This window comes from Niallia sp. MER 6 (assembly GCF_023714395.1).
Lineage (GTDB): Bacteria > Bacillota > Bacilli > Bacillales > Cytobacillaceae > Niallia.
Genome location: NZ_JAMAUK010000026.1, coordinates 40,880 through 62,918, shown reverse-complemented (window position 1 = coordinate 62,918; position 22,039 = coordinate 40,880). Strand labels below are relative to the sequence as shown.

The following is a 22,039-nucleotide window of genomic DNA, read 5'->3' as shown; positions in this document are numbered from 1 at the left end:
TGCATGTGAAAAATGTGGGGGTGAAATGTATCCTGAGTATTATAAAGGGGTACATGGCATAGAGTACAAATTATCGGATATTCTCTAACCATGAAAAGGACCGGGCTATGCCCGGTTTTTCTTATTGATAAATATTGGGAATATCTAACCTAAGCTTATGTCAGAATGCACGTATTCATGGTTTCAGCAATCACACTAGCACTGTTTAAAATCAATCACCATCCGTCCTTGAATCTTACCATGCGCCATTTCCTCAAAGACATCCTGTACTTCCTCTAAGCAGCGAGATTGCACAATTGGAACTACTTTTCCTTCTGCTCCGAATTGGAACGCTTCTTCTAAATCTCTGCGTGTGCCAACTAATGATCCGACTACTTCTATCCCATCAAGTACAAGGCGTGGAATATTTAAGTCCATCGTCTCTGATGGCAGGCCGACTGCGACAACTTTACCACAGGCGCGGACTGCGTTGACGGCAGAGTTAAATGCTGTTTTTGAAACAGCTGTTACAACTGCTGCATATGCTCCACCGAGTTGTGCTTGAATGATTTTATCAGCATCCCCCTGTGTGACAGGATTGATTGTCATATCTGCTCCTATTTCTTTAGCTAATGTTAATTTATCATCATTAATATCTACTGCAATAACTTTTGCGTTAAATACATGTTTAGCATATTGGATAGCAAGATTTCCTAATCCGCCACAGCCATATATTACAATCCACTGACCAGCTTTTATGTCGGAAACTTTAATCGCTTTGTAGGTAGTAACACCTGCGCACGTGATGCTGCTAGCTTGTGCAGGGTCTAGTCCTTCAGGCACTTTAACTGCGTAATCGGCTGTTACGATGCACTGTTCAGCCATCCCTCCATCGACACTGTAGCCAGCGTTTTGGACGTTGCGGCAAAATGTTTCTCTGCCTGTTGTGCAGTATTCACATCTGCCGCAGGCTTGGAACATCCAGGCAATACTGACTCTATCGCCAATCTTTAAGCCAGTGACGTCATCTGCAATTTTTGATACAACTCCAATCCCTTCATGTCCAAGGATCCTGCCTTCCACATTACCAAAATCACCAGCAGCCACGTGCAGGTCAGTATGACATACTCCGCAGTATTCAACATCTACCAAGGCTTCACCAGATTTTAGCGGTCGCAATTCCTTTTCAATAATCTCAATGTTTGCTTTAGATTTTGGATTAACTACTACTGCTTTCATAAATGTGATTCACTCCTTTAGTGATTAAGAATATTACTAGTTTCCTTTAACCTTATTACGGGTTCATCATAACACGGAAATCCACCATAAAATTGTGAAATATTGAACAATTTATGAATTTATATTTTGTTTATATTTGCGATATAAGGAGTTTAGTATTGGTCTCTAAAATAAAGGTAAGCAAATGATAAAGGAGAGGAATAAATATGGAGAAAAAATTTAAATTGGCAGCAGCAGCTTTTTTAAGCTCAATTACTATTCTTGCGGCATGCAGTGATACAACAAATAATGAAGCGAAATCAGACTCTGCAAAGACTCAGCAGACAGAACAGGAAAGTGTGGTCCAACAAACAAAAGGTCAAGAGATGGCCGATATACTAGGCAGCACAAATTGGCAGGGTACTCGTGTTTATGATAAAGATAATAATGATCTTACAAAGGAGAATGCTAACTTTATTGGCTTAGCAAAGTATGATTCAGTGACTGGACATTATGAATTTTTTAATGCCGAAACTGGTGAGACACGCGGTGATGAAGGCACGTTCTTTATGACAAATGATGGTGCAAAGCGTATACTTATTTCCAGTACAATGAATTATCAGGCAGTTGTTGATATAACAGAATTGGAAGCGGATATCTTTACTTATAAACGCATGGGGAAAGATGCGGATAACAATGATATAGAAGTTTTTGTTGAGCATATACCGTATGATGAAAATAAGCTAACCTTCACAACACCAGCGCGAAATTTAACGGCTTCTACAGGGGATATTGTTACAGAGGAAGATGGAGATAATATTCTTGGCAGTACGTTATGGCAAGGTACAAAGGCTGTTGATGAAGAAGGCAATGATGTTACTATGTATAATGAAAACTTTATCAGCTTAGCAAAGTTTGATAAATATACAAATCAATATGAATTTTTTAATCTGGAAACAGGGGAAAGCCGCGGCGATTTTGGTTACTTTGATGTAACCAATGATAATAAAATCCGTGCACATGTTTCAATCGGTGAAAATAAATATGGTGCAGCGTTAGAGCTTACTGAGTTGAATGAAAATAGATTTACTTATAAACGTGTCGGGAAGGATGCTGAAGGAAAAGACATTACCATTTTTGTAGAGCATGAACCATATAAAGGAGAATCAAAACCGTCCTTTAGCTTTTAAGAAAGCATTGACTATCTCCTTTATAAATGGAGAAGGGAATCAAAATGACCATTAAAAATCGGTTTTTAATTTCATATATTGGCGGTATTGTGATTGCGAGTATCTCTATTCTCGCAATCCTATGTATTTTGTTTTATGTAACGACAGGTACTGTTCCGACACCGAAAACATGGTATCAAACCTTTACGAAGCAGCGCTCCTTGAGTCCGGAAGAGGAGCTTGCTTACGTTGAGCTGCGCAATATTGCAAAAACAGATCCAGACCAGCTTTTAGTAGAAGATGTGCAAAGAAATTTCCAAGATATTGAGAAAAAGTCACTCGGTGTTGTCATACGCCATGATAAGGATATTTTGTATTATTCCAAAGGCTTAGTTGAAAAATCGCTAGTTGTTCATTTTCCAGTTTTTGATGCAAATAATATTGAAACAAAAGGAACAATAGATAACGCAGGAAGATTATATCGTTTTATTAAGTTTGATTTTTATTATAGTGATCAGGCAAAGGGAAGTATTCTCGTGTTAAAAAAGGAAAATAATCTATTAGAGTTTTTTACTAAATGGGGAATTGCTATTATTATCATTATCCTACTTGCATCATTTGGAGCTGTGCTGTTTTTGAATCAGCTATTACGCAGGACTATTATTAAGCCTTTAGAAAATTTAGGACAGTTCATGTCTGAGCTGCGCGAGGAAAACTTAATAATTGAAACACCAGCCTTACCGGAGAGTACTGCAAAGGAAGTGCAGCAGCTGAAAGAAAATTTTGAGAGTATGCGCGCAACACTTTTAGCCTCTAAAAAGGAAAAGCAAGGTCTTGAAAATAATCGAAAAGAATTAATTGCGAGTATATCTCATGATTTAAAAACTCCAATTACATCTATTATCGGTTATATAGAAGGCTTGCGAGAGGGGGTTGCTGATACTCCTGAAAAGCAGGAAAAGTATTTGAGAACAATTCATTCTAAATCACTTGCTTTGAATCAGTTAATAGAAGAGCTCTTTCTGTACTCCAAGCTTGATGCAGAAGCAGTTCCTTTCCAATTTGAACGTATTCAGCTTTCCGATTTTCTTGTGCATATGGCAGAAGAGTTTCAATTATACAACCAAGATGTTAAGTTCCAGATAAATGCGGCTGATGAGGTATATGTTTCTATTGACCGTATGCAAATGAATCGGGCATTTAATAATCTATTTGAAAACAGCTTAAAGTTTAAGAAGCTAGCAGAGCCATTATCTATAACAATAGAAGCATTGGCAGCTGCTGATAATGTTGAGGTATATGTCACAGATAATGGACAGGGAATTGCAGATTTTCAGCTTCCTTATGTATTTAACCATTTTTACCGTGGAGAAGCAGCGCGTACAACGACGACAGGAGGCAGCGGCTTAGGGCTTGCTATCGTTAAGCAAATCGTCGATAAACACCATGGAAAAGTGCAGATTCAAAGTAAGTTGCAATTAGGCACGACTGTAACAATAATATTGGCAAGGGCTTAAAGGGAGGTGTCTATCATGCTGTCACCAAGAGTATTAATTATTGAAGATGATATTAGTATTGCTGAGCTGCAAAGAGATTATTTAGAGATACATCAAATGGAGGCTGAGATTGCAGTAGATGGTTTAGAAGGTGTAAATCGGGCATTAAATGAACCCTTTGACTTAATTGTTATTGACTTGATGCTGCCTTCTTTGGATGGTTTTGAAATCTGCCGGCGGATTCGTGAAAAGAAAAATATTCCTCTTATGATTGTTTCGGCGAAAAAGGAAGATATTGATAAAATAAGGGGACTCGGCTTAGGTGCAGATGATTATATGACCAAACCATTCAGCCCGAGTGAGCTCGTTGCACGTGTACAGGCCCATATAAAACGGTTTAAGCAGCTGACAGGTGCTGGATATTCACAGGATATTCTAGAAATGAAGGATATTCTAGTCGATAAAGGTGCACGTAAAGTATTTATTTTAGGGCAGGAGTTCATTTTTCCTACGAAGGAATTTGATTTACTTGTGTTCTTTATGGAGCATCCAAACCGCGTATGGACAAAGGAGCAGCTTTTCAGGCAAGTTTGGTATATGGATGATTTAGATGGTGATGTATTTACAGTTGTAGTTCATGTGGGGCGCATTCGGGAAAAATTAAAAAAAGGTAAACTATCAGAGTTGCCGATTGAGACAATTTGGGGAAGTGGTTATCGCTTTAATAGCTAGCAGAAATGTTTCACATGAAACATTTTAACTTCTATTATTGCTTAGTTTCATTAGACAGCTTGGTTAAAATGAGTTCGGTATATATCGAACTCATTTTTTTTGTTTAGAGGAGGTAGCTAAGTGCGATCCTTTTTCTCATAAAATCTCCCATCTTAATTTAGTACTTATAAAACAGCTCAAAACATATTCTTATAAAAGAAAATGGGGGAGGTCAAAGCAGTTGAAAAAAGTTAAAGTTGGTTTACGCCCGATTGTAAGTAAGATAAATTTGCCCACTGTAATGAAAACAGCTGTACTTCCAGGTGATTCTGTTGAAAGTTTATTTATTGCAACCCAGGTAGGAGAAATCTTTTATGTGGGTAACGGGAGGATTAACACTTTTTTAGATATTCGCCCGCTCATCATACAATTAGGCACTAGTGGCGGATATGATGAAAGAGGATTGCTTGGGCTAGCTTTTCATCCTAATTTTAGGTATAACGGTTTGTTTTACCTTCATTATTCTGCAGCTGGAACACAGGGGCCAGGTGTTCAACTAGAAGATTTTAAACCTGACCCATGCAAGCCTGAAACTTTAAAGTTAAGGTGGACGAATCGAGAATCTCAGTATGACCATATAGATAAGGTAGAAGAATGGGGTTTACAATCTAGTGGCCAACCTAAAAAAAGACGGACACTGCTTAACTTAAGAAGGCCTTTTTCAAATCATAATGGTGTCAACAGCTTAAACTTTTCACCTGAAACAGGCAAACTTATTTTAACAACTGGGGATGGTGGATCAGGTTATGACCCATATAATTTAAGTCAAGATGATATGGAAATCGCCGGTAAAATTATTGAAGTGGATATAAATAAGTATACATCTACCAATAATCAACCTGTCGTTACTCGTTTTCATGAACTGCCTTCAGACATTCAGGAGATGCTCACTGTTATGGCAAAAGGAGTTCGAAATATAACAGGTATTTCATTTCAAAGTTATTATCAACAGTTTATTAAATATGCAGGAAATGTCGGACAAGATTTGGTAGAGTCTATTTTTGCATTTGTCCATTATAAGCCAATAGCGGTTACTCAGCTTGTTAAAGCTTATGATAGAAATATCAAATCAAGCCAAAAAGGACTGATAAATTTCGGCTGGCGGGGTTGGGAAGGAGATTTTCCTACATCCATTATAAGAGATTGTACGATTAACCCAGAAACTAAGGAGCAAATATGGAGCTTTTATAAGGAAGCTGTGACACTCTCAGGGAGTCGACTTCCGCCTTTAACCAGTTACTTTCATCAAGACCCTAGACCGGATAAATTTAGTGGAACAGCACTAACTGGAGTTCAGCCATACTTAGGAAATGAAATTCCTAGTTTAACGGGAAGAGTTATCTTTACTGATGTTATGCGGAAGAACTCTGCACGAAAAAGAGGTGCTTTAGCATATACAAGTGCAAGACCAGATGGGAAACAAAATGATTTTCATGTCATTGATATTAATTATGACTTTGGGCCGCAGTCAGCATACTATGTTAGCTTAGGATCAAATCTAAATCAAACTACCTTATATTTAGGAGTATATGGGTCTATGAAGGTAGCTGATTATAACCAAGGCACTGTTTTTGAAATAATTCCATAACCTTATATAGCTAGCTAGCAAACACTTTTAATCGTTTAAAAATAATTAAAGCAATTTCGACCCATATCCAGCTGTAAAGGAAGCAACAGAAAAAAATAAGGCCAATAGTAAGATAGGAAAGGGAGTTTGAGAAGGCTGGCCCTAGAATAGGATAGTGCAGTAAAAACAACAGAGTGCTTATGCCTAGCATTAAAGACAAAGTTCCAGCAGCAATAATACTTAATCTGTGTTTAAAGAAGTAAAAGGCTGCCCCAATGCCAAGCCCTAATAATCCTGTTGTAAAAGGAAATACAATCAGTTCTGTTGGCTGAAGGATGAATAGCAATAAAATTGTTTGAAAATAAGCCAGAATTCCAAATGGAGTAGAAAGCATCGAATATAACAGAATAGGTGCTGTGGCAAGGGGGCTTAAAAGATAGCCTATTCCGGGAATAAAGCCGCCCGCAGATTGGAGAACAGCTGCTATACAAGCAAAAATCGCTCCTAAAATAAGCTTTTTCGTCTTTTTATAGGTTTTAAATGTTTTTTGAGCTAAACGAACTTCATTAGAAACAGGTTTGAAATGGTATACAATTTCACCTCATTTTATATTCGTCTATACATTATATAGAAGAGGTGAATTTAATATTAATAAACGAAACTAAAAGGAGACATTTGCCTCCTTTTAGTTTCGTTATTTTAGGAGATATATTTTATCGTACAGACTCTATTGTCATCAAACACCATAGACTGTAGGAACGAAGTAAAAACGGGATATATAAGGAATCGCCAAGCTGAAAAGAGGGATAGTATGTATCATTATTATAGGACTGGGGTTAATCAGCCGGAAGTTGTTTCCTTTGCACGTGGTGATGTTAATGGGGATGGAATGCCTGATAATGTCTATTTAACTGGAACGAAGACAGCAGACAGTCCATTTATTCAAAATATTACGCTTCATGTTCAAGATGGAAGAACTGGCCAGGTAATAAGTGTTTCCCTACGTGAAAATGCAGGCTACAATCCTGTGTTATTTTTAGGAGATTTCACTGGAGATGGCATCGACGATATTTTTATAAGTATTGCCACCGGCGGCAGCGGTGGAATTATGTATCATTATATATATTCTTTGGAAGGGAATACTGCAAAACTGTTATTTGATTTCAATGTCTATAATGAACAATACCAGTACGAGGTTACGTATTTAGATCATTATAAAGTGAAGGTTTTCAGCAAGTTTAATAATCAAAATTATATAATCGATATATCAACAAGAGATGCAGATTATTTAAATGAAATTTATGATCCTAATGGTAAATTGAAGAGTCCTATCACTGGTTTTGTAAATCCTTTAAGCGGTTTGTATCCTGTAGATTTTGATTTAAATAATGTTTATGAACTATTAGCCTATCAAAAAGTCGCAGGCAGATATAATGCCGATTCTTTAGGTTATGTGCTGAATACTTTAGGCTGGTCAAATAATAGATTTGCGCTGCAAAATCAATATGTTGCTATTCTGGGATTTTAAACTAGCATCTCTCCCTCCCTTTTACAAACAATTTATACCCCATTAACACAACCAACTTGGCACCAAGTTACCCTTAAAACTGTGATAATAGGAGTGGTTGCTTTTATAAGGGTTGTGCAATATTAAGGATGTTAGTCATTGCAGTTGCAATTCGATTAAAGAGAAAGCTGAAGGTTAATGGGTAAAACTAAAAAGTGCCGTACAAGAGAAGCTAGAATAGCTTTTCTTTTTGTTTGTTCCAAAATAAAAATAAACAGCCGCAACAACGGCCGTTTCCTGATTTTACTGAATTCCAGATCGAATAAATCGTTCCCGATTTCTCCCATAAGCCTCTTTACATAACCGCTTGACCTCCGCATAATTTTCGGCACAAACCGCTTCATAAATAGCCTTGTTTAGTAGATTGGCAGAGTAATGTTTTTGATGAGGTGTCAGCTTCCAATTGATAATGCCGAAATGAATAAGCTTATCCTTAACAGAATCCATGATTTGCAGCATTCTGTGGTTATTAGCTGAAGTGATCATACTTCGTGTGAACATCATGGATGAGTGCACATAGGAAGGATAATCATCTCTTTCTTCCGCTTCAAGTTGCTGATCTAAATGGGTTTTTAATTCTTCTATATTAAAGGTGAGGCCTTTTTCCTTAACGGAATCCACGGAAAACTCCTCTAAAAATAGGAATACTTCCATTACATCTAACATTTCTTTGAAAGATATTTCTTTTACGAAAATGCCCCTGTTTTTTAGTGAGGAGACGAACCCTTCTGTTTCTAAACGGGAGATGGCACTTCTAATAGGTGTCCGGCTCATGTTCAGCAGTTCAGCTAGTTCATTTTCTGATAAAAGGGATCCAGGCATATAAATACCAGTCATAATGTTTTCCCTGATTTTGTTGTAGGCGATGTCAACTAAGGAGGACATATTTCCATTTCCTTTCAAAATAGGATTGCACACTTATCTTACCTGATACTTTATGCAACCGCAACAAACAAAAGCTAAGTGATTTACTTACATTAACTTAATAGTTCGTTAATATGGACTTTACGTTAAGGCGTTATTCTATTATTGCATTCAAGTTGTATACAAGTTGCATTCAAAGGAGGTTTTCTTTCCGGTAGTTTGAAGGGATGTTCTTAGTCCTTATAAAAATAAAGATGTGGCCATACAGGAAAAAAATCGATAACTTCAGGAGGAAATGATGAAAAAACTTCTTTCATTTTTAGTGTTCATGCTTATCATATCGGGGATTTTAGCTGGCTGTGGGACAAGCAGTTCGTCAGGTTCTGCAAAAAAGGATAAGTTTGTTATTGCTTATCTGCCACAGGAGTCTGATGAACAAATGCAAAAAAACATACAGTAATTTTGAAAAGGAACTCTCTGAAAAAATTGGCGTTAAAGTGGAGGCTTATCAGGCCAACAGCTATAATGCTGCAATCGAAGCGATGAAGAATAATAAAGCAGATATGGCTATGTTTGGTCCGTTCTCCTACATAGTTGCGGAGGAAAGAGCAGATGCAGAGCTTATTGCTAATCTAAATAATCCAGAATTAGAAGGACAGGCGCCATCTGTTATTGTTGTTCCTAAAGATTCAGACATTCAAACAATTGCCGATTTGGAAGGCAAAACAATTGGATTTGCTGATCCAGTATCCACAACAGGGCATTTGCTTCCTAAATCAACGATTGTTAAAGAGCTGGGCATTGGTGTAGAGGAACTAGAAAAAAGTTTCTTTAAAAGCGTGCAATTCGCTGGAGGACATGATAAGGCCCTTATAGGTGTTGTGCGCGGCCAATATGATGCTGCCGGGGTTTCTGCGATGATGCCGGCAATGCTTGAGGAAAAAGGAATAATTGAAAAAGGTTCCTACCGTGTTATTGCAGAGTCTGAAGCAATTCCTGTTGGAGCACCATTTGCAGTAAGAAGCGGCTTAGATCAAGAAATGAAAGACAATATTAAAGAGTTTTTATTGAGCTACGATGATCCGCAGTATTTTAAAAATATTTTGGGTACGGAAAATGCAAAGTTTATGGAAGCATCTGATAGTGATTATGACCAATTGCGTGATATAGCTGAAATGCTTAACTTAAGTCCTGAGCAACTATTGGAAAGCTAAGGAGGAACTGATATGCCAGCACACAATAACCCTGCGCTGAAAACAGCTGAAATGCGCAAAATGAAAGGGACATTGTCCCTTATATTCTTCGCCATCCTGATTGCTTTTTCCGTTTGGTTTGTAGAAATGGATATATTTGAGCTAATCCAAAGCATCCCTTTATTTTTTCAGTTTTTATTTACAGATTTTTTTCCACCGAATATTAGTGATCTGAGCACATACCTTGGTCCTGTTGTCGATACACTTATTTTTGCGGTAGTGACAACATGTTTGTCTTCCGTACTGGGCATTGTCATTGGATTTTGTATGGCGCACAATACGACGCCGCATTCAGCTGTTCGGCTGTTTTTCAGAGGGATAATTGCCTTTTTAAGAAATATTCCCTTCTTAGTATGGGCATCTATTTTGGTAGTAATATTTGGGGTTGGAACAATGCCAGGGCTGTTTGCGCTAGTCTTGTTTGGGACAAGCTTTTTATCCCGTGTCTATGCAGAATCGATTGAAGAGCTGAACAAGGAAGGCATCGAGGCTCTTGATGCTTGTGGTGCTTCCTATTTCCAAAAGATTAAACATGGAATTATTCCGCAGTTCCTGCCGGGCTTTTATTCATGGACGCTGTTTATGTTCGAAATTAACATCCGCGCTTCCGCCATTCTTGGGCTGGTAGGAGCAGGGGGAATGGGAAGCATCTTAAAGCAAACGATGGATTTGTTTCAATATGGCAAAACCTCTACCGTCATTGCCATAATGGTCATCCTGATTTTAATGGTCGAGTTTGTAACAAACCGGGTAAGGGAGAGATTAATTTAACATGTCAAAAAGCCAAATGCCGATCCCTAATACATTAGTAATGAAAGAAAGTATGCTAACGAAGAAAAAAATACCAATAGCACATAAACAGACTAAGAGGCAGCAACAATACTTTTTCACAACAGTCGGTATCCTATTTATTGTTTGTGTTTTTCAGATAGATATAAGCTTCTCCCAGTTTCAAGAGGGAGTAGCAAGAATTCCATCTGTTCTGTCCATGATGCTGCAAATGTCTTTTGCCGAATTTCCTGAGCTGGCAAGTGAAATGGTAGTTTCCTTAGTAACAGCCTTTTTAAGTCTTGTTCTTAGTATTATCTTTGCAGCTGTACTTGCATTTCTCGCAGCAAGAAACACTACTCCGAACAGATACTTTGGAATGCTGCTCCGTTTCCTCTTTATGGTTATCCGTGCTATCCCAGCAACTGTGTGGGTCTTAATTGCTGTAGCCAGCATTGGGTTTGGAACGATGGCAGGTGTGTTAGGTCTTATTTTTCCAACCTGCTCTTATTTAGTGAAATCCTTTTCTGCTCAAATTGAAGAAGTGGGCCAAGAAACAATTGAAGCACTGCAATCAGTTGGGGCAACATGGTGGCATATTGTTTTTAGAGGCTTAATTCCTACACTTCTCACTAGCTTTCTGGCTATTACAGCCTTTCGATTTGAAATGAATGTAGCTGAATCTGTTATTTTGGGAATGGTTGGTGCTGGCGGTATAGGACTATTAATTCAAGGATATATATCCTTCTATGATTTCAGCAGTCTAAGCTTAGGAATAGTAATGGTCTTTATCACAATGTTTATGCTTGAATTCATGACAACTCAAATTCGCAAGCGCATGTCTAATTAGGAGGAATATGATGGAAACCATCCTTAAAATTACGAATCTAGCAAAAACATATAATGGCGGCACATTAGCGTTAAAAGATATTAATCTTGAGGTGAAAAAAGGGGAATTTATAGCCGTAATTGGACCAAGCGGTGCTGGAAAATCAACTTTACTGCGCAGTATCAATCGTTTAATTGAACCGACAGAAGGGACGATTGAGTTCCTTAATCAGCATATTGAAAAAGTAAATAAAAATGAATTGAGAAAAATCAGATCAAAAATGGGCATGATTTTTCAACATTATAACCTGATTTACCGATCAAGTGTCCTCGAAAATGTTCTTCATGGCCGATTAGGATATATGGGTTCACTGGCAGGAGTCTTTAACCGCTATAAGGAAGCGGATAAAAGGGAGGCAATCATGCTCCTTGAAAAGGTAGGATTAGAAGCTGAAATTTACAAGCGGGCGGACGAGCTGTCAGGTGGCCAAAAACAGCGCGTTGGCGTATGCCGTGCTTTAGCGCAAAATCCTGAGCTTATCTTGGCAGATGAGCCAATCGCTTCCCTAGATCCTAAATCATCAACTGTTGTGATGGACGCTATTTATAAAAACTGTAAGGAGCAAGGAATTGCCTGCTTAGTAAACCTCCATCAAGTCGATGTGGCCAAAAGATATGCAACTAGAATTGTAGCAGTAAAAGCAGGCACCATTATCTTTGATGGAGAGGCAAGTGAATTAACAGATGCAATGATTAAATACCTTTATGAAGGAAAAGAGCAAGAGATGTTGGAGCAAGCCAATTAAGCTAAAAGAAGGGGTGTAGTTGTAAATGGAGAAACAAGGAGTAACAGCAAGTCCAAAAAGCAGAATTATTCCATTTGAAGGAATCCGCAATTTTCGCGATATGGGTGGATATAAAACCACGGATGGAAGAACAGTTAAATATGGAGTGTTTTACCGTTCAGCCGAATTGACGGGAATGACGGAAAGAGATAAAGAGATTTTCAGCACACTGGGAATAAAGTATATATTTGATTATCGTGATGATGGGGAAGCTTCCGTCAAACCAGATCCTGTTATAGAGGGAATCATAAACGAGAGAATTCCTGCAATTGCTGGAGAAGTACAGGGGCTTGTTCAATCAATGGAGGATATAGTAAAAAGTGAATTATTTAAAAATATAAATATAACTGGATTAGCTGAAATGTACGGAAAAATGACCTTAAATAATTCTTCCTACAAAAGATTGTTCGAAGTTATCCAAAACCCTGAAAATCTAGGGATTGTTCATCATTGTGCAGCAGGCAAGGACAGGACTGGGGTAGGAGCTGCTTTGATTTTATCAGCATTGGGTGTTCCTAAAGAAACAATCATAGAGGATTACTTAATTACAAACGAAACCATGCGAGAATTCCAGGAAATAATCAAAGCAGAGCTGTCTGGACAGCTGACAGAGGAAGAACTCTTGTTGTTTGATGTAATGATGGCGGCGAAAGAAGAATATTTACAAGCAGTATTTACGGTTATTGAGGATACTTATGGAAACATGGACATTTACTTTGAGAAGGAATTGAACTTGACTGCAGCAGACCGAGTAGCACTGCAAAATCTATGGTTAGAATAAGAGTTTCTGAAAAAAGGCGCTTTAAAAGGGCCTTTTTTTGTTGATTAGTTATTCTGTCTTAGCAGTCTTAAGTCCGTTTGTCCTAATCCCTAAAATATGACAATACTCGATATTGAAATAAAAAATGAAAACGTTTACTATAAGGTAGTATATACATGTAATAGCAATAATTACTGAAGGAGGCTGAAATGAAATGAATGCAATTACGATTGTAATTGGGACGATGTGTTTCTTAATGATTGCGTATCGTTTATATGGTACTTTCATGGCGGTTAAGGTAATGAAGCTAAAGGAAATGGAAGAAAGAAAAAAGACTCCTGCTCATGAGCTCAATGATGGGAAGGATTATGTGCCGACAAATAAGTGGGTTACCTTTGGGCACCATTTTGCGGCAATTGCGGCAGCTGGCCCCCTTGTTGGTCCCATTTTGGCTGCTCAATTTGGTTATTTGCCAGGACTGCTTTGGCTGTTAATTGGGGCAGTTATCGGGGGAGCGGTTCATGATGCAGTTGTGCTTATGGCCTCCATGCGTAAGCAAGGAAAGTCTTTGTCCGAGGTTGCCAAAGAGGAGCTAGGTCCAGTTGCCGGCTTCTGTACAGGACTTGCCATGCTGTTCATTATTACAATTACGATGGCAGGTCTTTCAATGGTTGTCCTTCATGCTCTTGAGAGAAATCCGTGGGGAACATTCGCAGTAGGTATCACTATTCCGATTGCGATGGGTGTTGGTTTATTTTATAAAAAGACAGGAAATTTAAAGCTGGCCAGCACAGTGGGCTTTATTCTCCTTATGATCGGTGTTTTTATCGGTCCCTCTATCCAAGAGACTGCATTAGGAGAGTTCTTGACATTTGACTCAAAAACATTGGCAATCATCCTGCCGATTTATGCTTTTTTTGCAGCTGCTCTGCCAGTATGGCTGCTGTTGGCTCCAAGGGATTATTTAAGCAGCTTTATGAAAATTGGTGTTTTTATCGCTTTAATTATCGGTGTGTTCATTATAAATCCAGATGTACAAATGCCTGCCTTTACTGAATTTATTCACGGCGGCGGTCCAATCATTGCAGGACCTGTTTGGCCGTTTATTTCTATCACCATTGCTTGTGGTGCCATATCCGGTTTCCATGCCTTCGTAGGTTCTGGAACGACTCCGAAAATGCTTGATCGCTGGCAGGATATAAAAATAGTCGGGTTCGGCGGCATGCTTGTTGAATGCTTAGTAGCAATTATGGCTTTGATTGCAGCCGTTTCCCTGCATCCAGGAGATTATTTTGCCATTAACTCAACACCAGAGGTTTTTAAAACATTAGGAATGTCTGCCGTTCATTTGCCAGAATTGAGCCAGGAAATTGGTCTGGATTTGGAAGGCAGAACGGGAGGGGCTGTTTCGTTAGCTGTCGGAATGACCTATATTTTCACCAGCATTCCTTGGTTTGATAATTTAGCACCGCACTTTTTCCAATTCGTTATTATGTTTGAAGCGGTATTCATTTTAACCGCTATTGATGCTGGTACTCGTGTGGCCCGCTATTTAATTCAAGACTTTTTCGGTGAAGTTTATAAGCCGCTGAAAAGGGTCGATTGGATGCCTGGAAATATCTTTGCCAGTGCATTAGCATGTGTAGCTTGGGGGTACTTATTGTATTCAGGGGATATCGGTTCTGTTTGGGCATTATTTGGTGTGTCTAACCAGCTGATGGCATCAATTGGCTTAATTGTTGGAGCTACTGTTATCTTGAAAATAGCTGATAAACGCTCTTATATGCTTACATGTCTTATCCCGCTTGCTTATCTTTTTGCTACAGTAAATGTGGCAGGCTACTGGATGATTACTAATGTCTATTTGAACCCAGAAGCGGCTGGTTATAATGTCGTCAACGGTGTTTTGTCGATTATTATGCTTATTCTCGGAATTATAATTGTAGTGGCAGCCATTAAGAAGTGGGTGGAAATTTGGAAGACTCCAAGTTTAAGAGGAGATAAATACCTTTCTGCTTAATTTAGAGGAGAGCCTGCATTCATTTAAGCAGGCTCTCTTCATTTTATTTGGCTAGTTTAAATTAATTGCTGAAAAAAAGTCATTCTGTTATTATTTAGATGTCTATTATTTAGATATCTAAATAATAATACGGAGGCAGTTAATCTCCGCTGTTAAAGAAGATTAGAAATAATATTTAGATGTCTAAATAAAAAACAAATGACAGTTAGGAGTGTATATAAAGATGGGAAGATTAGAAAATAAAGTAGCAATCATCACTGGTGGAGCATCAGGCATTGGTGAATGCATGGTCGATTTATTCCAGCAAGAAGGTGCGGTGGTAATTGCTGCAGATATTAATGAGGCAGCACTAGAAAAGGTAAGCCAAAAGGAAAATGTGTATGGGCTGAAATTAAATGTAGCTTCCGATGAAAATTGGCAAGCGTTGGTGAAAGAAGTGATAATCAAGTTTGGAAAGATTGATATTCTCGTAAATAATGCGGGTATTTCTTCTGAAAAAATGTATAAGGATATTAATTTTGAAGACTGGCATAAAATGCTTTCCATTAATGGATATGGTCCTTTTGCAGGGATTAAGCATGTTGCTCCATACATGGCAGCTCAAAAGAAAGGTTCTATTATCAATATCTCATCCTATACAGCTCAAATTGGTCAAGGCTTTAATCATTATTCTGCATCTAAAGGGGCAGTTCGTGCTTTCTCTAAAGCAGCGGCTACAACCTTTGGACATGATGGTGTACGTGTAAATGCACTTTTTCCGGGCATCATTGAAACACCAATGACACAGTCCTTGAGCACTTCTAGAGAATTGCTTGACCGATTAATCCAGGCAACACCTCTTCAACGGCTGGGACAGCCTAACGATATCGCGAAAGCCGCATTGTTCTTTGCCTCAGACGACTCGGATTACATTACAGGTGCAGAATTAGTGATTGACGGTGGATTCTCAGCTCAGTAGTAATGTATGATAAGAGAGCTCCTGAATAAATTCAGGAGCTTTTAGACTTATCGAAAGCAGGGATATGATTGATGGAAGAACAAACTATTTTCGAGATTATTCATAACATGGACAAGGTTACCAATAATTTAATCATTCAGTGGAATAAAATGTTTAATGAGGATCTTGGCATATCCCATATTCTTGTTCTCAGCCATCTGGAGAAAAAGGGAAATAGCCGTCCATCTGATATTGCGAAGGCTCTAGGTTTGACTCCGCCCACCTTGACACATTTATCAGAAAAACTAGTGCACAAAGGATTGGCCATAAGAATTGTAGATGAAACGGATCGCCGAATCATTTATTTAGGAATTACAGATAAAGGCAGTGAGATAGTAGTTAAAGCCCACCAAGAAGGGCAAATGCTCCGCCGAAACTTGTTTGAAAAACTGACAGAAGAAGAACGATTACAGATGTTAAAGATATTTGAGAAGCTGAATGACGCACAAGCTTAGAGAAAGGGAAAAGACGAATAAAAGTCAATTATTCGTCTGCTGATTTATTCCTTTTGTTTATATAGATTAATACCCTTGCATTGTCTGGTTTAAATCATCTGCCAGTTCAGCTACTTTAGAGCCGGCTTCGCCAATTTCTTTTAAAATATTAGAGAAATTACTCATTTCTTTATTGTTTTGCTCATTTTTTTCGGTGCTTACGATGCTTGCTGACAGAATTTCATCAAAGCTGTTCACTGTCTCTTGAACATTCTGATTGGCTGATAAGGTTTTAGAGTTTACTTCATTTATTTGTTTCACCACATCTTCAATCTGCTTTGTAGTAGAAAGAACTAAATTAGTAATATTGCTTGAAGATAATTTAGTCTGCTCAGCAAGTTTTCTTACCTCTGCTGCTACGACAGAAAATCCTTTTCCATGTTCCCCAGCTCTTGCAGCTTCTATGGCAGCATTTAGAGCAAGAAGATTTGTTTGCTCTGCAATGGATGTAATTACGGCCACGATATCACCAATTTCCCTTGAGTTAGCTTCAAGTGAACCTACACTAGTCTTAATTTCATTGACACTATCTTTCAATGCCACCGTTTCTTCTATAACTTGATCGAGCTGCTTTCTTCCTTTTATAGAAGATTCGGATGTAATGATAGAGGATTTCAAGCCTTCATCCAGTTCTGTTTTCATGTTTTCAGAGCGGACAACCACATCGGCAACAGATGCGCCAACTTCCTCTGACATTGCTGCAAGCTCCTCTGTAATAGACCCAATTGTTTCTTTTACTTGCTGCTTTGCTTCCATTTCCTTCTTCGCAGAAGCTTCGTTTTGCAGCTCTTGTAGATAAGAAAGGCACAACTGCAGCTCCAGATTATAAATTTTTGTAGTGACATTAGCAGCTAAGATAAGGCTGTCTACATCATCTTTATAAACTTCCTTTAAAAGGTCAAGAATGGTGCTAACAAAGACAGCATTTGTACAAAGATACCAACGAGCCTCTACACCTACCGCTAAATAATATTTTGAGATGTTCATTCTTCGTTCTGCGAATTGGTCATCTATGATTCCATCAAAAAAGCCAATTACATATTCTTGACATCCAGCCAAGTCTACACCGATTGATGTCATGTCCACTACCTTGCGTATGCCTGGATTAGCATGATGATAAATAGGATTATAGATGGCCTCAATATTTTCTCGAATGAACGGCTGCAGTACTCTTGCTACTGCTAAATCGTCTAATGTGAGATTAATTACTTCCAGCTGCTTAAGAAGATTAGCTTCTTTTTTTATATCTATTAAAACATTGTCCCGTTCCTGCTCAGCAGCCTCTCTTAAACTGCTTGCTTTTTGTTTTTTTGCAAAAATATTCATGTATACCACCCCTGTGAAAATTAAATGTGTCCGAACTATTAGGAATTATTTACATGTAATATATCGGTAAAAATAATTATTTTTAAATAGTAGCTCGTTGCTCCTGTCTATCAACGGAAAAAACTTTTACATTCTTTTTTGCTTTCACCGACTTTTCACCAAAGACTATTAAACTACAAACTATCAACAGGAAAGGTGGAAAGAAAACAATGAATGCTAGAGTTAAAAAAAGTATTTTCTGGGGTGTGTTAATTGCCTCCATCCTATTGGCAATTAGCATCATCAAAAATCTGATTGGAGGGGCCGCCGCACTTGCACACGGTTATGGATTCGGCGGAGGCATGAGACAAGGCGGGTTTGGTCATGGCCAAATGATGGGTGGTTTCCACCATGAACCGAGTTTTTCTTGGCTGGGCATTTTATTCTTCGTAATCATAGCAGCTGCAGTGATCACATTTGTGATTAAACTTTTCAAAAAGAAATCACAATCATCATCTGTTGAGCACTTCATTAATACATCAGCTATGAGTACACCTAAACCGTCAGTGAACGTTAATAATGCTTCTATCTTAGATGAATGGGAAAAAAATAACACAAACTCAAAGGAGAGACTATAAAATGGGTATTTTTAAAAGAATAAAAACAATGGCAAGTGCTGATATTAACGGATTGCTGGATAATATGGAAGATCCAATAGCAATGTTAAATGAATATACGAGGGAAATGGAGCAGGAGCTTGGCAAGGCGCAAGCAGCACTATCCCGCCAAATATTCGTAGAAAATAAACAAGCAGCACTAATTGGACAAACGAAAGAGTTAATAGAAAAACGAACACATCAAGCTAAGCTTGCTCTTGAAAAGGGAGAGGAAGGGATTGCGAGGCTTGCTGTACAGGAAAAAATCAACCATGAGCACCAGCTTAGTGTGTATGAGCAGCAGCTAGAAGCAATAAAGGAGCAAACAATTATCCTCAAAGACAAGTACAATGAACTGCAAGTAACATATAATGAGCTTCAGCATAAAAAGATTCTGCTGGCATCCCGTGCAAATGTGGCAAAATCAATTAAGAAAATCCAACAGGTGTCAAGTTCCTTTAACGCAGACAATGTAGTTAGAGGCATTACAAGAGCGGAGGAGAAAATCCTGTTTATGGAAGCGGAAGTACAAGCAGGAGGCATTACAAAAGCTCCGCTTAACAGCTTTGCTGCAACAAGCTTCACAAATGTCAGTGATGAGGAAGTTTCAAAAGAACTAGCGAAATTAAAGGCATAAAATAAGGAAAGACCTCTTCATTTTGAAGTGGTCTTTCCTTATTATTTTGGAATATCGTTCCTGTTAAAAGGAATACTAAGCTCATGGCACAAAGCTTTCACCCATATGCTCGCCGCTCATTATGATACACTAAATATAACCTCTTTAATCCTCTAATAATCCTTTCTATATGTATTTTTACACAAAGGAGTTTTGCAAAAATGAATAATTCTGATGAAAAAGTTTCTTCTAAAATCTATTTTCAGAAGGTGTTTGCAGTTTTTAAACAATCCTTTAAGGTGAGCAAAAACCCATTTCCATGGCTGAAGGCTTTTTGTGCCGGCTTGGCCGCTTCTTTGCCTGTATTCATTGGTGTCCTTTTCGGCAGCTTTGAATATGGTTTACTGGCAGGAATAGGGGGATTCACCTATTTATATGTATTTGATATTCCATATGTCCAGCGAGCAAAAAAAATCTTTTTTGCCCTGTTAGGAATCACATTTTCCGTGTTTATCGGTACCATATTAGCACCATATCAAGCTTTGTCTGTGCTAATGCTGGGTATAATCGGTGCCGTTTCTGTCTTTATTTTTGGTGCACTGAAAATAACCGGACCATCTGCGCTGTTTTTTGTACTTTGCTTTGCGATGGCAACTGGCATGCCTGTAGATCCGTCTTTAGCTCTAATGCGTGCAGGCTTTGTATTTTTAGGAGGTGCTTTATCGTGGGCTATTGCAATGTTTGGCTGGTTCTTTCAGCCTCATGACCCTGAAATAAAGGCGGTGAAAAAAGTTTATAGTGCACTTGCAGAATTAATGGAAACTGTCGGCACAAGTGGTATTAATAATGCCAAGCATAAAGCTGTTACTGCTTTGAGCGAGGCGGAATCCGTCCTGTTTGCTGGTTATTCTTCTAAGACGGCGACATTATTGTGGAATCAATTATTTCTATTAAATGAGCATGCCAACGCAATTTATTCCCATCTTGCCAGTATATCTACACAAACTAAAATTCCACCTGAATTTAGTGCAGCGGTGCAGTCTATCTGTGCAATGATAGGTTCTGGGAGAAGCAGCAATAATTTAGATTTTCCTGATTATAGGAATCAAGAGTTCGAGGAATTAGTACATAAAATTAATGAGGCCAATAGTATCCTTAATCGAACAGTTGAAAAGTTACAGCATGACGTAAAGCTAGTGAAACCACCTTTAAGGACAGTACTTTTAGGAGCCTTTGATAAGAACTCTATTGTATTTCTATCCTCCATAAAATATGGAGCAGTCTTGATGATAGCAGCGCTTATTGCTTATGCTTTTCCTTTTGAAAGAGCTTATTGGATTCCACTGTCCTGTGCAGCAGTCATGTCAGGTCCAACAATAATTGCAACATTTCATCGCGCAGTCCAAAGAATGATTGGAACAGTCCTTGGTCTGTTTATTGCAGGAAGTATTCTCTTGACGGTCCATAATGGCTATATAGTTGCTCTTCTTATCCTCTGTCTGACCTTTTTAACAGAACTGTTTATTGTTCGTAATTATGGATTAGCTGCCATATTCTTTACAGCTTCAGCTCTGACTATGGCAGAATATTCTTCTCAAATGTTTGATTACTCCTATTTTGCAGTTGTAAGAGCCACTGATATTTTAATCGGAAGTCTTATTGGTCTTGCTGGGGCACTGCTGATTGGCAGGAAATCAGCTTCAAATTTATTGAATCACTTTATTGCCAAAACAATCAGAAGCCAAAATCAATTACTGGTGGCACTGTTTGCTGAAAACAGCGGGCTTGAATATGCAAACAGCAAAGAGAGAAGTAAAATGCAGACAAATCTTACAAACTTAATGACAGTTTACCAGTCGGCATTAGGGGAAGTGTTTATAAACAAAAGTAGGCTGGAAGCATTATGGCCTGTCATTTTCTCTATAAAGCAGATTAGCCATTATTTAATTGTATGTTTAAAGTCTGAGCAGAAAGAGGATTTTCCTGAGAAGGAGCTCGCTCAATGGCTTTATGTCATGGAAACAATGGCAGTGTCTATTGAGAATAATATGGTGCCGGCACAAAAGCAACTTCCTGTTGTTGCAGGCTTTGCTCAGCTGCGCAACGAGATGCTTGATTTACAGAAGGGGCTTCAACATATTGAGTAATAAATAAAAAGCTGGCGGCTGCCAGCTTTTTTTATGTATTATGGTTGATAGAATAAAACGTAGTCACCAGGTCCAGTTAAAGCTACACCAATAGCGACTGCAATTAAGACGAAATTGTATTCAAATCCACCTTCCGTCATCCAGTAGCCATTTTTGCCATGAACAGCGATTATGGCATCAATCATAACGATGACAATCATTGCTGCTCCGAGCCATGTAAGAGCACCTGAAGCAAACAGGAGTCCGCCGATAAGCTCGAACAATCCTGCCAAGGTTGCCCAAACTCTCGCCCCTTTTTCAAGACCAATCGTCTTCAGCCAGTTTCCAGTTCCAGTGATGCCTGTACCGCCAAACCAGCCAAACAGCTTCTGGGCACCATGCCCGACAAAGGTCAAGCCAACTACAAGGCGAATAATTAAAAGCCCGATATTTACCATTGCGATATTATGAGCCATGCCTCTACCTTCTTCCAATATATGTTTATCGTTATAGAATGATCTGATAGCTTAGTATATGGACAAATGGTCAAGATTATACGACTAATAGACCGGAGAACATTATTCTTCTAAAATATGTTCCGCCAGTTGAGAAAAGCAATCCATTCACCATTCTTTTCCCTAATAAGCCTTAATCTAATCACATTAATACCCATAATCAAAAAGCTATTTAAATAACCAGTTGTAATTATAAACATTCCTTTTTTTGAAAGTAAATAAAAT

Annotated in this window: 21 protein-coding genes; 17 read left to right on the top strand and 4 right to left on the bottom strand. The window is 38.4% G+C overall.

What is annotated here, in order from left to right; genetic code table 11:
- Positions 1-195: 195 nt before the first annotated feature.
- Positions 196-1,218 carry an alcohol dehydrogenase AdhP gene (adhP, locus tag M3600_RS22360; protein WP_233316106.1) on the bottom strand — a complete coding sequence of 341 codons (1,023 nt, stop codon included), beginning with the start codon at positions 1,216-1,218 and terminating at the stop codon, positions 196-198.
- A 206-nt stretch (positions 1,219-1,424) separates the two neighbouring features.
- On the opposite strand from adhP, the gene M3600_RS22355 reads away from it, so the two are divergent.
- From M3600_RS22355 to M3600_RS22335, 5 genes are all read left to right on the top strand, one after another.
- Positions 1,425-2,387 (top strand): DUF4822 domain-containing protein, encoded by a 963-nt coding sequence (locus tag M3600_RS22355; RefSeq protein ID WP_251647678.1) that lies wholly within the window; start codon positions 1,425-1,427, stop codon positions 2,385-2,387.
- A gap of 44 nt (positions 2,388-2,431) precedes the next feature.
- Complete coding sequence (locus M3600_RS22350; RefSeq protein WP_251647676.1) at positions 2,432-3,883, top strand: sensor histidine kinase; 1,452 nt, start codon at positions 2,432-2,434, stop codon at positions 3,881-3,883.
- A 15-nt stretch (positions 3,884-3,898) separates the two neighbouring features.
- Positions 3,899-4,594: a response regulator transcription factor gene (locus M3600_RS22345; protein WP_237942162.1), complete on the top strand. Its 696-nt coding sequence runs from the start codon at positions 3,899-3,901 to the stop codon at positions 4,592-4,594.
- 220 nt (positions 4,595-4,814) lie between these two features.
- On the top strand, positions 4,815-6,221 hold the full coding sequence (locus M3600_RS22340; RefSeq protein WP_251647675.1) for a PQQ-dependent sugar dehydrogenase: 1,407 nt from the start codon (positions 4,815-4,817) through the stop codon (positions 6,219-6,221).
- 790 nt (positions 6,222-7,011) lie between these two features.
- Entirely contained in the window at positions 7,012-7,728 is a 717-nt protein-coding gene (locus tag M3600_RS22335) for an FG-GAP repeat domain-containing protein (protein WP_251647673.1), read from the top strand.
- Positions 7,729-8,010: 282 nt separating this feature from the next.
- Here M3600_RS22335 and M3600_RS22330 read toward each other — a convergent pair whose 3' ends face one another.
- The gene (locus tag M3600_RS22330; RefSeq protein WP_233316098.1) at positions 8,011-8,652 is read right to left on the bottom strand and encodes a GntR family transcriptional regulator; all 642 of its coding nucleotides are present in this window, start codon (positions 8,650-8,652) and stop codon (positions 8,011-8,013) included.
- A 274-nt stretch (positions 8,653-8,926) separates the two neighbouring features.
- Between M3600_RS22330 and M3600_RS22325 the strand changes: the two genes are divergently transcribed.
- From M3600_RS22325 to M3600_RS22285, 9 genes are all read left to right on the top strand, one after another.
- Positions 8,927-9,091: a hypothetical protein gene (locus M3600_RS22325; RefSeq protein ID WP_251647671.1), complete on the top strand. Its 165-nt coding sequence runs from the start codon at positions 8,927-8,929 to the stop codon at positions 9,089-9,091.
- Positions 9,063-9,845: a phosphate/phosphite/phosphonate ABC transporter substrate-binding protein gene (locus M3600_RS22320; protein WP_251647669.1), complete on the top strand. Its 783-nt coding sequence runs from the start codon at positions 9,063-9,065 to the stop codon at positions 9,843-9,845. The genes M3600_RS22325 and M3600_RS22320 overlap by 29 nt, the downstream gene beginning before the upstream one ends.
- Before the next feature lie 12 nt (positions 9,846-9,857).
- The gene (gene phnE, locus M3600_RS22315) at positions 9,858-10,655 is read left to right on the top strand and encodes a phosphonate ABC transporter, permease protein PhnE (RefSeq protein ID WP_237942151.1); all 798 of its coding nucleotides are present in this window, start codon (positions 9,858-9,860) and stop codon (positions 10,653-10,655) included.
- Position 10,656: 1 nt separating this feature from the next.
- Entirely contained in the window at positions 10,657-11,502 is an 846-nt protein-coding gene (locus M3600_RS22310; protein WP_237942149.1) for a PhnE/PtxC family ABC transporter permease, read from the top strand.
- A 10-nt stretch (positions 11,503-11,512) separates the two neighbouring features.
- Positions 11,513-12,286: a phosphonate ABC transporter ATP-binding protein gene (gene phnC, locus M3600_RS22305; RefSeq protein ID WP_251647680.1), complete on the top strand. Its 774-nt coding sequence runs from the start codon at positions 11,513-11,515 to the stop codon at positions 12,284-12,286.
- Between the two features lie 25 nt (positions 12,287-12,311).
- On the top strand, positions 12,312-13,106 hold the full coding sequence (locus M3600_RS22300) for a tyrosine-protein phosphatase (protein ID WP_233316092.1): 795 nt from the start codon (positions 12,312-12,314) through the stop codon (positions 13,104-13,106).
- 193 nt (positions 13,107-13,299) lie between these two features.
- Entirely contained in the window at positions 13,300-15,105 is a 1,806-nt protein-coding gene (cstA, locus tag M3600_RS22295; protein WP_233316091.1) for a carbon starvation CstA family protein, read from the top strand.
- A 223-nt stretch (positions 15,106-15,328) separates the two neighbouring features.
- Positions 15,329-16,063: an SDR family NAD(P)-dependent oxidoreductase gene (locus M3600_RS22290; protein WP_251647667.1), complete on the top strand. Its 735-nt coding sequence runs from the start codon at positions 15,329-15,331 to the stop codon at positions 16,061-16,063.
- Positions 16,064-16,134: 71 nt separating this feature from the next.
- The gene (locus M3600_RS22285; RefSeq protein WP_233316165.1) at positions 16,135-16,557 is read left to right on the top strand and encodes a MarR family winged helix-turn-helix transcriptional regulator; all 423 of its coding nucleotides are present in this window, start codon (positions 16,135-16,137) and stop codon (positions 16,555-16,557) included.
- Positions 16,558-16,623: 66 nt separating this feature from the next.
- On the opposite strand, the gene M3600_RS22280 is transcribed toward M3600_RS22285, so the two are convergent.
- On the bottom strand, positions 16,624-17,922 hold the full coding sequence (locus M3600_RS22280) for a globin-coupled sensor protein (RefSeq protein WP_237942146.1): 1,299 nt from the start codon (positions 17,920-17,922) through the stop codon (positions 16,624-16,626).
- 209 nt (positions 17,923-18,131) lie between these two features.
- On the opposite strand from M3600_RS22280, the gene M3600_RS22275 reads away from it, so the two are divergent.
- The 3 genes from M3600_RS22275 (at position 18,132) to M3600_RS22265 (ending at position 21,320) form a co-directional block, all read left to right on the top strand.
- Complete coding sequence (locus tag M3600_RS22275) at positions 18,132-18,539, top strand: hypothetical protein (RefSeq protein WP_237942144.1); 408 nt, start codon at positions 18,132-18,134, stop codon at positions 18,537-18,539.
- Position 18,540: 1 nt separating this feature from the next.
- Positions 18,541-19,194: a PspA/IM30 family protein gene (locus M3600_RS22270; RefSeq protein ID WP_251647664.1), complete on the top strand. Its 654-nt coding sequence runs from the start codon at positions 18,541-18,543 to the stop codon at positions 19,192-19,194.
- Between the two features lie 200 nt (positions 19,195-19,394).
- Positions 19,395-21,320, top strand: a complete 1,926-nt coding sequence (locus M3600_RS22265) for an FUSC family protein (protein ID WP_251647663.1) — start codon at positions 19,395-19,397, stop codon at positions 21,318-21,320.
- A gap of 38 nt (positions 21,321-21,358) precedes the next feature.
- On the opposite strand, the gene M3600_RS22260 is transcribed toward M3600_RS22265, so the two are convergent.
- Positions 21,359-21,757: a DoxX family protein gene (locus tag M3600_RS22260; protein WP_233316164.1), complete on the bottom strand. Its 399-nt coding sequence runs from the start codon at positions 21,755-21,757 to the stop codon at positions 21,359-21,361.
- Positions 21,758-22,039: the final 282 nt, after the last annotated feature.

What these genes read in the sequence shown, in the direction of transcription:
- M3600_RS22280 (WP_237942146.1), bottom strand. Translation starts at nt 17,922, where the DNA reads ATGAATATTTTTGCAAAAAAACAAAAAGCAAGCAGTTTAAGAGAGGCT.
- phnC (WP_251647680.1), top strand. Translation starts at nt 11,513, where the DNA reads ATGGAAACCATCCTTAAAATTACGAATCTAGCAAAAACATATAATGGC.
- cstA (WP_233316091.1), top strand. Translation starts at nt 13,300, where the DNA reads ATGAATGCAATTACGATTGTAATTGGGACGATGTGTTTCTTAATGATT.
- M3600_RS22285 (WP_233316165.1), top strand. Translation starts at nt 16,135, where the DNA reads ATGGAAGAACAAACTATTTTCGAGATTATTCATAACATGGACAAGGTT.
- M3600_RS22290 (WP_251647667.1), top strand. Translation starts at nt 15,329, where the DNA reads ATGGGAAGATTAGAAAATAAAGTAGCAATCATCACTGGTGGAGCATCA.
- M3600_RS22265 (WP_251647663.1), top strand. Translation starts at nt 19,395, where the DNA reads ATGAATAATTCTGATGAAAAAGTTTCTTCTAAAATCTATTTTCAGAAG.
- phnE (WP_237942151.1), top strand. Translation starts at nt 9,858, where the DNA reads ATGCCAGCACACAATAACCCTGCGCTGAAAACAGCTGAAATGCGCAAA.
- M3600_RS22310 (WP_237942149.1), top strand. Translation starts at nt 10,657, where the DNA reads ATGTCAAAAAGCCAAATGCCGATCCCTAATACATTAGTAATGAAAGAA.
- M3600_RS22335 (WP_251647673.1), top strand. Translation starts at nt 7,012, where the DNA reads ATGTATCATTATTATAGGACTGGGGTTAATCAGCCGGAAGTTGTTTCC.
- M3600_RS22345 (WP_237942162.1), top strand. Translation starts at nt 3,899, where the DNA reads ATGCTGTCACCAAGAGTATTAATTATTGAAGATGATATTAGTATTGCT.
- M3600_RS22320 (WP_251647669.1), top strand. Translation starts at nt 9,063, where the DNA reads ATGAACAAATGCAAAAAAACATACAGTAATTTTGAAAAGGAACTCTCT.
- M3600_RS22350 (WP_251647676.1), top strand. Translation starts at nt 2,432, where the DNA reads ATGACCATTAAAAATCGGTTTTTAATTTCATATATTGGCGGTATTGTG.
- M3600_RS22275 (WP_237942144.1), top strand. Translation starts at nt 18,132, where the DNA reads ATGAATGCTAGAGTTAAAAAAAGTATTTTCTGGGGTGTGTTAATTGCC.
- M3600_RS22300 (WP_233316092.1), top strand. Translation starts at nt 12,312, where the DNA reads ATGGAGAAACAAGGAGTAACAGCAAGTCCAAAAAGCAGAATTATTCCA.
- M3600_RS22270 (WP_251647664.1), top strand. Translation starts at nt 18,541, where the DNA reads ATGGGTATTTTTAAAAGAATAAAAACAATGGCAAGTGCTGATATTAAC.
- M3600_RS22355 (WP_251647678.1), top strand. Translation starts at nt 1,425, where the DNA reads ATGGAGAAAAAATTTAAATTGGCAGCAGCAGCTTTTTTAAGCTCAATT.
- M3600_RS22260 (WP_233316164.1), bottom strand. Translation starts at nt 21,757, where the DNA reads ATGGTAAATATCGGGCTTTTAATTATTCGCCTTGTAGTTGGCTTGACC.
- adhP (WP_233316106.1), bottom strand. Translation starts at nt 1,218, where the DNA reads ATGAAAGCAGTAGTAGTTAATCCAAAATCTAAAGCAAACATTGAGATT.
- M3600_RS22325 (WP_251647671.1), top strand. Translation starts at nt 8,927, where the DNA reads ATGATGAAAAAACTTCTTTCATTTTTAGTGTTCATGCTTATCATATCG.
- M3600_RS22330 (WP_233316098.1), bottom strand. Translation starts at nt 8,652, where the DNA reads ATGTCCTCCTTAGTTGACATCGCCTACAACAAAATCAGGGAAAACATT.